The following is a 12,761-nucleotide window of genomic DNA, read 5'->3' on the forward strand; positions in this document are numbered from 1 at the left end:
GCAATATGTCGGGACCGGCCGCCTGGCGGCGGCCGGTCACCACGTCCCGGGCGGAACAGGAAGCTTTCCCGTGCAGCGGATAAGCAAGGTCGTAATTGTGGGCGGCGGGACCGCCGGCTGGATGAGCGCGGCGCTGCTCGGCCGCACCTTCGGCCGCACCCTCGACATCACGCTGGTGGAATCAGACGAGATCGGCACCGTCGGCGTCGGCGAGGCGACCATTCCGCCGATCCTCGTCTACAACCAGGCGCTCGGAATCGACGAGGCGGAATTCCTCCGCGAGACCCGCGGCACCATCAAGCTGGGCATCGAGTTCCAGAACTGGGGCACGCTCGGCCACCGCTACATGCACGCCTTCGGAGACGTTGGTCACTACCACGGCCTCTCCCCCTTCGTGCATTACTTCCTACGCGCCAAGGCGGCGGGTCTGGCCGATCGCCTGGGCGATTATTCGCTAGGTGAGCGGGCGGCCTATGCCGGACGCTTCGGCCATTTGCCGCGGGTTCCGAACACTCCGCTCGCCGGGCTCAATTACGCGTATCACTTCGATGCCGGCCTGTACGCGCGCTACCTGCGCCGGATCGCCGAAGGCCATGGGGTGACCCGGCAGGAAGGCCTCATCCAGTCGGTCGAACGCGACGGCGAAAGCGGCCACGTACAGTCCGTGGTCCTGGCCGACGGATCACGAATCGAGGGCGAGCTGTTCCTCGATTGCTCGGGCTTTCGCGCGTTGCTGATCGGCGAGGCGATGGGAGTCGACTGTCAGGACTGGACCCACTGGCTGCCGGCCGACCGCGCGTGGGCGGTACCGACCGAGAATGTCGGCGAGCCGCGGCCGTACACCCAGTCCATCGCGCATCAGGCGGGGTGGCAATGGCGCATTCCGTTGCAGCACCGCACCGGTAACGGCCACGTGTTCGCGTCCGCCTTCATGGGTGAAGACGAAGCCCGCGACGTGCTGCTGGCGAACCTCGAAGGCAAGCCGATCGCCGAGCCGCGGCTGCTCAAGTTCACGACCGGACGGCGCGAACGCTTCTGGGAGAAGAATGTCGTCTCGATCGGCCTGTCGAGCGGCTTCCTCGAACCGCTCGAGTCGACCAGCATCCACCTCATCCAGTCGGCAGTGGTGAAGCTGTCGACCCTGTTCCCCGACGCCGGGTTCGATCCCGCCTACGCGGACGAGTTCAATCGCCAGATGACCGCCGAATTCGATGGCGTGCGGGACTTCATCATTCTGCATTATCATGCCAATCAGCGGACCGACGCACCGATGTGGACGGCATGCCGCGAGATGGCAGTGCCCGACAGCCTGAAGGATCGCATCGATCTGTTCCGCGACACCGGCCGCATCTTCCGCCACGGCCGGGAGCTGTTCCACGAGGTCGGCTGGCTGCAGGTGATGCTAGGTCAGGGGATCGAGCCGCGCCGCTACGATCACATGGCCGACGCGCTGCCCCAAGCCGAGCTCGACGCCTTTCTCGCCAATCTGAAGACCGTCATGGCCGGCACCGTCAGCCGCCTTCCCACCCATCGCCAGTTCCTTGAAGGAACGGGCGCCAAGCTTGAGGCCGTTGCCGCATGAGCCTGATGACTGCCCTCGCCCTGGCCACCGCAAGTCAGATGACGCCGGCCGCCCAGCCGGCCCCCGCCGCGGATTTCCGAGCCCGGCGGCCGGAAGACGAGGTGATCTATTTCCTGCTGCCCGACCGGTTCGACAATGGCGACCGCCGGAACGACAACGGAGGGATCAAGGGTGGGCCGCTGCAGTCCGGGTTCGATCCCTCTCACAAGGGCTTCTACCATGGCGGCGACCTCAAAGGCCTGATCCGCCGCCTCGATTATCTTCAAGGCATGGGCGTCACCGCCATCTGGTTTGCGCCGATCTTCAAGAACAAGCCGGTGCAGGGCGGCAAGGGGCAGGAAAGCGCGGGCTACCACGGCTATTGGGTGACCGACTTCACCCGCGTCGATCCGCATTTCGGCGAGAATGGGGACTTCAAGGCTTTCGTCGACGCGGCCCACGGGCGCGGCATGAAAGTCTATATGGATATCATTACCAATCACACGGCGGACGTGATCAAGTTCTCCGAATGCGAGGCGGCGAATGCCTGTCCCTACCGGTCAATCGCCGACTACCCCTATCAGCGCCGCGGCGGCGTTGGCGGCAAGGCGATCAACCCGGGCTTCCTCGGCGAGACGGTCCGCACGCCCGAGAATTTCGCGCGGCTGACCGACCCCAATTACGCCTACACGCTGAACACCGATGCCAAGGAGCGGAACGTCAAGGTTCCGGCCTGGCTCAACGACCCTTTGCTCTACCATAATCGCGGCGACAGCACCTTCACGGGCGAGAGCTCAACGCAGGGCGATTTCGTCGGCCTGGACGACCTGATGACCGAGCAGCCCAAGGTCGTGGCGGGCATGATCGAGGTGTACGGCAGCTGGATCGACCGGTTCGGGATCGACGGGTTCCGGATCGACACCGCGCGGCACGTGAACCCGGAATTCTGGCAGCAGTTCGCGCCGGCCATGCTGGAGCGGGCCAAGGCCAGGGGCATTCCGAACTTCCACATCTTCGGCGAGGTCGCGAACGACGACTTCAGCCCCGGTTTCCTCGCCAAGCACACGGTCGAGGACAAGCTTCCGGCGGTGCTCGACTTCGCTTTCAAGCAGGCTGCGCTGCGCAGCCTGGCGGCCGGCCAACCGACCGAGATCTGGCGCGAATTCCTCAACCAGGACGTGCTCTACGCCGGAGGCAAGGCGACCGCGAAGCAGCTTCCGACCTTCCTCGGCAATCACGACCAGGGGCGGTTCGCTTATTACGTGCGCGAGGGGAACAAGAACGCCTCTCCGGAAGAGCTTCTGGCGCGGGTTAGCCTGGGCCACGTGCTGATGTTCACCTGGCGCGGCGTGCCGACGGTCTATTATGGCGACGAGCAGGGCTTTGTCGGCGATGGCGGCGACCAGGATTCGCGCGAGACGATGTTCCCGTCGAAGACCGCGACCTATCTCGACAACACATTGCTCGGCACCACGCGCACCAACGCGGTCGAGAATTTCGATGCGTCGCATCCGCTCTATCGCCTGATCGCGCAGCTCGCCCGCATCCGCACCGGCAGCGAAGCATTGCGCCGGGGTGACAGCCGCCTGCTCGCCGCCGAAGACAAGCCCGGCCTTCTCGCCTTCAGCCGTTCGGGCGGCGCCGAGGAAGTCATCGTCGCGGTGAACATCTCGGCCCAGCCGATCACCCGCAACGTCGCGGTCGCCGCCGATATCAGCGGCCTCGCCTCGCTGTCGGGCCCCTGCCCCGCCGCTCCGGTCGCCCCGGGAACTGTCCGCGTCGCCTTGCCTGCGTTCGGCCATGTCATCTGCCGCGCCGTTCGCTGAGCCGCCGGTGCGGGCAGAGCCGGCCGCAGCCGAGCCCTGGTGGCGCGGGGCGACCATCTATCAAATCTATCCGCGCAGCTTCTGCGACAGCGATGGCGACGGCATCGGTGATCTCAGGGGCATCACTGCCCGCCTGACCCATGTCGCCGACCTGGGGGTCGACGCGGTATGGGTATCGCCCTTCTTCACCTCGCCGATGAAGGACTTCGGCTACGACGTCGCCGATTACCGCGATGTCGACCCGATCTTCGGCACATTGGCCGATTTCGACGCGCTGATCGCCCGCGCCCATGCCCTCGGCCTCAAGGTGCTGATCGACCTCGTCTTCTCGCACACCAGCGACCAGCATCGCTGGTTCGTCGAAAGCCGGTCGAGCCGCACCAACGACAAGGCGGACTGGTACGTGTGGGCCGACCCCAAGCCCGACGGCTCACCGCCAAGCAACTGGCAGTCGGTGTTTGGCGGTCCGAGCTGGACCTGGGACGCGCGGCGCGAGCAATATTACCACCATAACTTCCTGAAGGAGCAGCCGCAGCTCAACGGCCATCATCCGGCAGTCCAGCAGGCGTTGCTCGACATCGTCAGCTTCTGGCTCGATCGCGGGGTCGACGGCTTCCGCTTCGACGCGGTCAACTTCATGATGCACGATCCCAGGCTCACCGATAATCCGCCGGTCGTGAACCCGACGCAGCGGACCCGGCCGTTCGACCTGCAGCATCATTTCCACAACCAGTCGCAGCCCGAAATCCTGCCCTTCCTCGAGCGGCTGCGAGCCTTGTGCGACGATCACGGAGCGGCGTTCGCGCTGGCCGAGGTCGGCGGCGAGCAGGCGCGCGAGGAGATGGCCGACTATACCGCGCCCGGCCGGCTTCACAGCGCCTATGGGTTCGACTTCCTTTATGCCGACCGGCTGACCCCGGCGCTGGTCGCCGAGAGCGCCGGGCGCTGGCCCGACCGCCCGGGCATGGGCTGGCCAAGCTGGGCGTTCGAGAATCACGACGCCCCGCGCGCGCTGTCGCGGTGGGTCGACGAGGCTCATGCGGCGCAGTTCGCTCGCACCAAGCTGTTGCTGCTGGCGGCGCTACGGGGCTCGATCATCCTCTACCAGGGCGAGGAGCTTGGCCTGACCCAGGTCGAGGTCCCGTTTGAGCTACTGCAGGACCCCGAGGCGATCGCCAACTGGCCCCAGACGCTGAGCCGCGACGGGGTTCGCACGCCGATGCCGTGGTCGCGCGGCGAGGCTGGGCTTGGCTTCACCAGTGGCACGCCGTGGCTGCCGTTCGGGGCCGATCACACGGCCCTGAGCGTCGATGCGCAGGCGGCAGATCCGGAGTCGCTGCTTCACCTGACCCGCAGCGTGATTGCCTTGCGAAACGCCCACCAGGCGCTTCGCTGGGGCTCGCTCGACATCGTCGAGGCGGGCGAACAGCGGCTGGTCTTCGACCGCCTGCGCGGCGGCCAGCGGCTGCGGTGCAGCTTCAACCTGTCCGCCGACCCCGCTGCCTTCGCGCCTGTGGGCACCATCATCTTCTCCACCGGCGACCATGCCGGCGGCGAGCTTGGCCCGTTCGCGGCCGTGATCGAGGAATTCTGACCCGATGCGTATCCTGCTAGCCCTTGCAGCCCTGTCGCTGACCGCGCCGGTCGTCGCCCAAACCAATGTGGCGACCGCCACCTCGCCGTCGGGGACGCTGACGCTGACGGTCACGACCAATGGCGAGGGCCGGGTCGGCTATGCGGTGGCCCGCGGGCAAACGCCGGTGATCGGCGAAAGCCATCTCGGCTTCCTGTTCAGCGACAGCCGCCAGATGCTCCGCAACATGGAGCTCAAGGCCAAGACCGAGGCCAAGGTCGACAGCACGTGGGAGCAGCCGTGGGGCGAGTGGCGGCAGGTCCGCGACCACCACAACGAAGTGGCGCTGACTTTCCAGGAAAAGGACAAGCTGCGCCGCACGATGCGGGTCCGCTTCCGGCTGTTCGATGACGCGGTCGCTTTCCGCTACGAGCTGCCCGAGCAGGAGAACCTCAAGACCGCCAACATCGTCGAGGAACTGACCCAGTTCCGGGTCCTCGGGACCGGCCGCGCCTGGTGGGCGCCGGCGTATGAGAGCAACCGCGAGGAATATCTCTACAACGATACCCCGATCACCGGCGTCGGCACCGCGCAGACACCCTTCACCATCCGCCGCGACGACGGGATCCATGTCGCGATCCACGAAGCATCACTGGTCGACTATTCGGGCATGAACGTCGCCCATGTGCAGGGCGGGCTGATGAAGGCCGACCTGACGCCCTCGTCGAGCGGGCCGAAAGTGGTGCGCGACACGCCGTTCGAAACGCCGTGGCGGGTGATCCTGATCGCGCCCGACGCGCCCTCGCTCTACCACGCCAACAAGGAAATCCTGAACCTCAACGAGCCCAACAAGCTGGGCGACGTCAGCTGGGTGAAGCCGCAGAAATATGTCGGCGTGTGGTGGGGAATGCACCTCGACACGCAGACCTGGGCGTCGGGACCCAAGCATGGCGCGACCACCGCCTACACCCGCAAGATGATCGATTTCGCGGCGAAGCACGGCTTCCGCGGTGTGCTGGTCGAGGGCTGGAACAAGGGGTGGGACGGCGACTGGTTCGCGACCGGCGACGATTTCAGCTTCACCGAGCCCTATCCCGATTACGACATCAAGAGCCTTGCCGCTTATGGCAAGCGCAAGGGTGTCCACATCATCGGGCACCATGAGACCAGCGCCAACATCGCCAATTACGAACGTCAGCTCGGGTCAGCGATGGACTATGCCCGGTCGATGAACATGGAAGCGATCAAGACCGGCTACGTTTCCGACGCCGGCGGCGTGCAGGCGCTCGACGCCAACGGCCGCAAGGTGTTCGAATGGCACGAGGGCCAGGTGATGAGCCGCCACCACCTGAACGTGGTGACCGAGGCTGCCAAGCGCCGGATCGCGATCAACCCGCATGAGCCGATCAAGGACACGGGCCTGCGCCGCACCTATCCCAACTGGGTCAGCCGCGAAGGCCAGCGCGGCATGGAATATAATGCGTGGGGCGATCCCAAGAACCCGCCGCGCTACGACACCGAATTGCTGTTCACACGGCTGCTGGCCGGACCGATGGACTTCACCCCCGGCATCCTCAGCCTGATGGGTCGCGGTGACACACCGATCCCTTCGACCCTTGCCCGGCAGCTGGCCTATTACGTGACGGTCGCCTCGCCGATCCAGATGGCGGCCGACCTGCCCGAGAATTACGAGAAGAACCCCGGCCCCTTCCAGTTCATCAAGGACGTCGCAGTCGACTGGGACGATACCCGCATGCTGGCCGGTGAGGTCGGCGGCTACGGGGTCATCGCGCGCAAGGAGCGTGGCGCCCCGACCTGGTTCCTCGGCGGGATCACCAACGAGGAAGGCCGTGACCTCAACCTCCCGCTGACCTTCCTCGAGGCCGGCAAGCGCTACCGGGCGGAGATTTATCGCGACGGAGAGGGCGCCGATTTCCGCACCAACCCGCGTGCGATCGCGATCGAGAAGCGGACCGTCACCGCCGCCGACCGGATGGCGGTGCGGATGGCGCCGGGCGGCGGCTTTGCGGTTCGCTTCGTGAGGCTTGGCCGCTGATGCGGTGGCTGCTCGCCATCGCGGCGCTGATCTTCGTCCTGGTCTCGCCGGCCGGCGCGCAGGGCCGCTTCGTCGAGTTCGACCAGCCGGCCGATATCGGCCAGGTCCATGTCACCGTCTGGCTTCCGCTCGGATACGACCGCGCGCCCGGCCGCCGCTACCCGGTGCTCTACATGCACGACGGGCAGAACGTCTTCTTTCCCAAGCGTTCGGGCTTCAACAAGGTCTGGGCGGCGGACAAGGCGGCACTGAAGCTGATCGCCGCGCGCGAGGTTGCTCCGTTCATGATCGTCGCAGTCGATCATCCGGGCGCCCCGCGCTACCTGCGCTATTTCCCGACCCGGGTCGCTAATCCCGAATTCGCCAAGGGGATCGCCGGCTTCGCCAAGGGGAAGCTTGCCGGTGACGACTATCTGACCTTCCTCGCGGGCACGCTGAAGCCGCGGATCGACCGCGACTATCGCACCCGGCCGCAGCCCCGCTTCACCGCTGTGGCGGGAAGCAGCATGGGCGGGCTGATCAGCCTGTATGCGCTGACAGAGCGGGCCGACATCTTCGGCAAGGCGGCGGCGGTGTCGACCCACTCGCCCTTGGTCGATCCCGGCCTGCTGACGCAGCAGCCCCAGATGGCCGAGATGGTGAAGGCCGACTGGCGGCGCTACGTCGCCAGCCGGCTGGGCGCGCCGCGTGGACGCAAGCTTTGGATGGACCACGGCACCGAGACGCTGGATGCCGGCTATGCTCCCTATCAGGCGGTGCTCGACGAAAGCGTCGCCAGTGCGGGCTGGATGCGCGGCAAGGATTTTGAAAGCCGCGTTTACAAGGGCACCGCGCATGAGGAGAATGCGTGGGCAGCACGATTGCCGGAGATCCTCGGCTGGCTGCTCTCGGACTGGAAGCCTTAGTGCCTGACAAAGCGACGACCCTGATCCTGTTTGGCGCGACCGGTGATCTTGCCGCGCGCATGCTCCTCCCTTCCCTCTACGCGCTTCATCGCGACGGGCTGCTGCCCGTGGACCTCAAGATCGTCGCCACCTCGCGCTCGGCGCACGACGATGCGAGCTTCCGGGCCCACGCCCGTGCCGCGCTGGAAGCGCATGTGCCTGCCACCTTCATCGACGATGCGGCGATGGGGGCGTTCCTCGCCCTGCTGACCTATGTCACGCTCGATGCGACCGACGCGGCGGGCTACCAGCGGCTTGCCGCGGCGGTGCCGGCGGGCGGCGAGACGGCCATCTTCCTGTCGACCGCCCCGTCCCTCTTCAAGCCGACCATCGACAATCTCGAGGCGGTGGGCCTTGCCGGCCCGCATGTCCGCCTCGCGCTCGAGAAGCCGCTCGGGAGCGACCTCGCCTCGAGCCGCTCGATCAACGATGCCGTTGCCGCAGCCTTCCCCGAGGAGCGGACGTTCCGGATCGACCATTACCTCGGCAAGGAAACCGTCCAGAACCTCCTCGCCCTGCGCTTCGCCAACCTGTTGTTCGAACCGGTGTGGAGCAGTGCGCATATCGACCACGTACAGATCACTGTCAGCGAGACGGTCGGGCTGGAAGGCCGGGCCGATTATTACGACGGGGCCGGCGCGCTGCGCGACATGGTCCAGAACCACATGCTGCAGCTGCTGGCGCTGGTGGCGATGGAGCCCCCCTCGCAGCTCGACGCGACCGCCGTACGCGACGAGAAGGTCAAGGTGCTGCGCTCGCTCCGGCCGATCCGCTCCGAGGACAGCGTCACCGGCCAATACGGGGCCGGCGCGGTGGGCGGAAAACCGGTGCCCGCCTATGCCGAGGAACTGGGCGGAGCGAGCGGGACCGAGACCTTTGTCGCGCTGAAGGCGCATGTAGACAACTGGCGCTGGGCCGGCGTCCCCTTCTATCTCAGGACCGGCAAGCGGCTTCCCGATCGCCGGACCGAGATCGCCATCCAGTTTCGCGCGCTCCCGCACTCGATGTTCGCCTCGCGCGGGGCACGGGCCGCGCCCAATCGCCTGATCATCGCCATCCAGCCCGAAGAGAACATCACGCTGGAGCTGATGGCCAAGCAGCCGGGGCTCGACCGCGGCGGCATCCGCCTGCGCGAGGTCGAGCTCGACATCGAGCAGGCCGACGCCTTCGCCGACGTCCGCCGCCGGATCGCCTACGAACGGCTGCTGCTCGACCTGGTCGAGGGCGACCCCACCCTGTTCGTGCGCCGCGACGAGGTCGAGGCCCAGTGGCAGTGGATCGACGGGATCCGCGCCGTCTGGGAGGGCGCCGGCACCAGCCCGCGGCCCTACGCCGCCGGCAATTGGGGCCCGTCCGCCGCGATCGCCCTGATCGAGCGCGACGGGAGAAGCTGGAATGACTAGGCTCGATCCGCGCATCGCGGCGGTGACCGACCGCATTATCGAGCGGTCCAGGCCGGGCCGGAAGCGCTACCTCGAACTGATGGCGGCGCAGGCCGAGCGTGGCATCTCGCGCGGGCGGATGAGTTGCGGCAACTTTGCGCACGGCTTTGCCGCGGCCGAAGGCGACAAGGACGCGATCCGCACGGCCGCCGGGCCGAACATCGGGATCGTCACCAGTTACAACGACATGTTGTCGGCCCATCAGCCCTATGCCCGCTTTCCCGAGCAGATGAAGATCTGGGCCCGCGAGGTCGGCGCCACGGCGCAGGTCGCGGGCGGGGTGCCGGCGATGTGCGATGGCGTCACCCAAGGGCAGGACGGTATGGACCTGTCGCTGTTCAGCCGCGATGTCATCGTGATGAGCACCGCGGTGGCGCTGAGCCACGGCATGTTCGAGGGCGCGGCGCTGCTCGGCATCTGCGACAAGATCGTGCCCGGCCTGCTGATCGGCGCGCTGCGCTTCGGGCACCTGCCGATGCTGCTGGTGCCCGGCGGGCCGATGCCGTCGGGCCTGCCCAACAAGGAAAAGCAACGCATCCGCCAGCTCTATGCCGAGGGCAAGGTCGGTCGCGACGAACTGCTGGCATCGGAAAGCGCAAGCTATCATTCGCCCGGCACCTGCACCTTCTACGGCACAGCCAACAGCAACCAGATGATGATGGAGCTGATGGGCCTGCACGTGCCCAACAGCGCCTTCGTCCAGCCCGGAAGCGGCCTGCGCCAGGCGCTGACCCGCGCCGCCGTGCACCGGGTGGTCGAACTGGCCAGCGCCAAGGAGCGACCGCTCGGTGCCTGCGTCGACGAGCGGGCGATCGTCAACGCGATGATCGGGCTGATGGCGACCGGCGGGTCGACCAATCATGCGATCCACCTGCCGGCGATCGCGCGCGCGGCCGGCATCCACATCGACTGGCAGGACTTCGACGATCTCTCGGCCGCGGTGCCCTTGCTGGCGCGGGTCTATCCCAACGGCTCGGGCGACGTGAACGACTTCCATTATGCCGGCGGTATCGCCTTTGTCGCGCGCGAGCTTGGCGCCGCGGGGTTGCTGCATACCGACATCCTGGCCGCCGGCGCCGACGATTTCGCGGCCTGGACCTCGCATCCCGAAATGGACGGCGACAGCCTGGTCTGGCGCGAAGTCACCGAGAGCCGCAACGACACCATGCTGCGGCCGGTCAGCGAGCCGTTCCTGGCCGATGGCGGGATGCGGCTGGTGAAGGGCAATCTCGGGCGCGCGACGCTCAAGACCAGCGCGGTCGATCCGGCGCGCTGGACCATCGAGGCGCCGGCCCGCGTCTTTTCCGACCAGAACGAGGTGCTGAAGGCTTTCCAGGCCGGAGAGCTCGAACGCGACGTCGTGGTGGTGGTCCGTTTCCAGGGCCCGCGCGCCAATGGCATGCCCGAACTGCACAAACTGACCCCGCCGCTCGGCGTGCTACAGGACCGCGGCTTCCGGGTCGCTTTGGTCACCGACGGCCGGATGAGCGGCGCCAGCGGCAAGGTGCCGGCCGCGATCCACGTCTCGCCCGAAGCGCTGGGCGGCGGACCGCTGAGCCGTATCCGCGATGGAGACTTGGTGCGGGTCTGCGCCAACCAGGGGCTGCTCGAGGTGATCGACGTCGACCTTGCCGATCGCGAGCCCGCCACTGCCCCGCCCCCGCCGGTCGGAACCGGGCGCGAGTTGTTCGCGCTGATGCGCGGCACCGCCGACGATGCCGAGCGCGGTGCGTCCGCCATGCTCCACGCCATGGACAACGAAGCCCTATGACCCGCCGCATCGTTTCCGCCGACATCGGCGGCACGCACGCCCGCTTCGCGCTTGCCACCATCGACGGCGACCGCGTGGTCGCGATGGACGAGCCGGTGACCCTGCGCACTGCCGACCACGGCAGCTTCCAGCTTGCGTGGGAGGAATTCGCCCGGATCGCCGGGGAGCCACTGCCCCCGTCCCTTGCGATCAGTTTCGCAGGGCCCGTCGGCGGCGAGCTGCTGAAGCTCACCAACAATCCGTGGGTGATCCGCCCCGCGCTGATCCCCGAGAAGCTTGGGGTCAGCGACTATGTGGTGGTGAACGACTTCGGTGCGGTGGCTTCTGCCGTCGCCGCGTTCGACGGCAGCGCCTACACCCACCTGTGCGGTCCCGATGAGCCGCTTCCGGCCGAAGGCATGGTCACCATCCTTGGCCCCGGCACCGGGCTTGGCGTCGCCGGCCTGCTGCTCGGAAAGGGCGGCGCGCAGGTGATCGAGACCGAAGGCGGACATATCGACTTCGCGCCTTTGGACGCGCTTGAGGACCGCATCCTTTCCGAGCTTCGCAAGAGCTTTCGCCGGGTGTCGGTCGAGCGGATCCTGTCGGGGCGCGGTCTGATGAACCTCTACGAAGCGCTAGCCAGCCTCGAGAACCGGCCCACTTCCATTCGCGAAGAGAAGGAACTGTGGGGCGCTGCGATGGCGGGCAGCGACAGCCTTGCTGCGGCTGCGCTCGACCGCTTTTGCCTGACGCTTGGCGCGGTTGCGGGCGACCTTGCGCTGGCGCAGGGCGCGGCGGCGGTAGCCATCGGCGGAGGCCTTGGATACCGCCTCAAGGACCACCTGCCCCGCTCTGGCTTTCGCGACCGGTTCATCGCAAAAGGTCGGTTCGAGCGACGGATGGACGCGCTGCCCGTCAAGCTCATCACCCACCCGCAACCGGGCCTGTTCGGCGCCGCCGCGGCCTTTGCGAGGAAATTCGCATGACCCTCGAAGAGGTGATGTACGCCGCACCGGTCATCCCCGTCCTGGTGCTCGACGGCGAACATGATCCGGTCGCGCTGGCCGAAACCCTGGTCGAGGCGGGCCTTCCGGTGCTCGAAGTCACCTTGCGGACCCCGCAGGCGCTGGGCGCGATCCGCGCGATGGCGGGGGTCAAGGGCGCGATCGTCGGGGCCGGCACGGTACTCAACGAGTGGCAATTGTTCGAAGCGCGCGAGGCCGGCGCCCGCTTCATCGTCGCGCCGGGCCTGACCAAGGGACTGACCCGCGCCGTCGCCTCGACCGGGCTCGCCTATCTTCCCGGAGTCGCCACCGCCGGCGACATCATGCGCGGGCTCGACCTTGGCCTGACCCGCTTCAAGTTCTTCCCGGCCGAGGCGTCGGGCGGACTTCCGGCGCTGCGCGCGCTTGCGGCGCCGTTCGGCCAGGTTCGCTTCTGCCCCACCGGCGGGATCACCGAAGCGACTGCGCCCGACTGGCTGGCCGAGCCGGCGGTCACCTGCATCGGGGGCAGCTGGATGGTGAAAAAGGGCATGAGCCTGGCCGCCATCGGGGAGAGCGCGGCCCGCGCCGCTTCCTTCGCCCGGGGCTGACGCCACCCGCCG

Annotated in this window: 9 protein-coding genes; all 9 read left to right on the top strand. The window is 67.4% G+C overall.

The annotated features are described in order from the left end of the window. Positions 1-70 precede the first annotated feature (70 nt). The 9 genes from GGQ97_RS00335 to eda are packed head-to-tail and all read left to right on the top strand — an operon-like array spanning position 71 to position 12,749. A complete protein-coding gene (locus GGQ97_RS00335) occupies positions 71-1,582 on the top strand; it encodes a tryptophan 7-halogenase (RefSeq protein ID WP_168067119.1) in 1,512 nt (503 codons plus the stop codon). After that, positions 1,579-3,387, top strand: a complete 1,809-nt coding sequence (locus GGQ97_RS00340; protein WP_168067120.1) for an alpha-amylase family glycosyl hydrolase — start codon at positions 1,579-1,581, stop codon at positions 3,385-3,387. The genes GGQ97_RS00335 and GGQ97_RS00340 overlap by 4 nt, the downstream gene beginning before the upstream one ends. Further along, entirely contained in the window at positions 3,362-4,981 is a 1,620-nt protein-coding gene (locus GGQ97_RS00345) for an alpha-amylase family glycosyl hydrolase (RefSeq protein WP_168067121.1), read from the top strand. The genes GGQ97_RS00340 and GGQ97_RS00345 overlap by 26 nt, the downstream gene beginning before the upstream one ends. A 4-nt stretch (positions 4,982-4,985) precedes the next feature. After that, positions 4,986-7,016: a glycoside hydrolase family 97 protein gene (locus GGQ97_RS00350; protein WP_168067122.1), complete on the top strand. Its 2,031-nt coding sequence runs from the start codon at positions 4,986-4,988 to the stop codon at positions 7,014-7,016. Continuing rightward, complete coding sequence (locus GGQ97_RS00355) at positions 7,016-7,921, top strand: alpha/beta hydrolase (RefSeq protein ID WP_245197774.1); 906 nt, start codon at positions 7,016-7,018, stop codon at positions 7,919-7,921. The genes GGQ97_RS00350 and GGQ97_RS00355 overlap by 1 nt, the downstream gene beginning before the upstream one ends. After that, positions 7,921-9,363, top strand: coding sequence for a glucose-6-phosphate dehydrogenase (zwf, locus tag GGQ97_RS00360; protein WP_168067123.1), 1,443 nt, complete (start codon positions 7,921-7,923; stop codon positions 9,361-9,363). The genes GGQ97_RS00355 and zwf overlap by 1 nt, the downstream gene beginning before the upstream one ends. Beyond that, positions 9,356-11,173, top strand: coding sequence for a phosphogluconate dehydratase (edd, locus tag GGQ97_RS00365; protein ID WP_168067124.1), 1,818 nt, complete (start codon positions 9,356-9,358; stop codon positions 11,171-11,173). Before zwf ends, edd begins: the two co-directional genes overlap by 8 nt. Beyond that, on the top strand, positions 11,170-12,141 hold the full coding sequence (locus GGQ97_RS00370; RefSeq protein WP_168067125.1) for a glucokinase: 972 nt from the start codon (positions 11,170-11,172) through the stop codon (positions 12,139-12,141). Before edd ends, GGQ97_RS00370 begins: the two co-directional genes overlap by 4 nt. Further along, the gene (gene eda, locus GGQ97_RS00375) at positions 12,138-12,749 is read left to right on the top strand and encodes a bifunctional 4-hydroxy-2-oxoglutarate aldolase/2-dehydro-3-deoxy-phosphogluconate aldolase (RefSeq protein WP_209022760.1); all 612 of its coding nucleotides are present in this window, start codon (positions 12,138-12,140) and stop codon (positions 12,747-12,749) included. The genes GGQ97_RS00370 and eda overlap by 4 nt, the downstream gene beginning before the upstream one ends. Positions 12,750-12,761 lie beyond the last annotated feature (12 nt).

The organism is Sphingomonas kaistensis (genome assembly GCF_011927725.1).
Lineage (GTDB): Bacteria > Pseudomonadota > Alphaproteobacteria > Sphingomonadales > Sphingomonadaceae > Sphingomicrobium > Sphingomicrobium kaistense.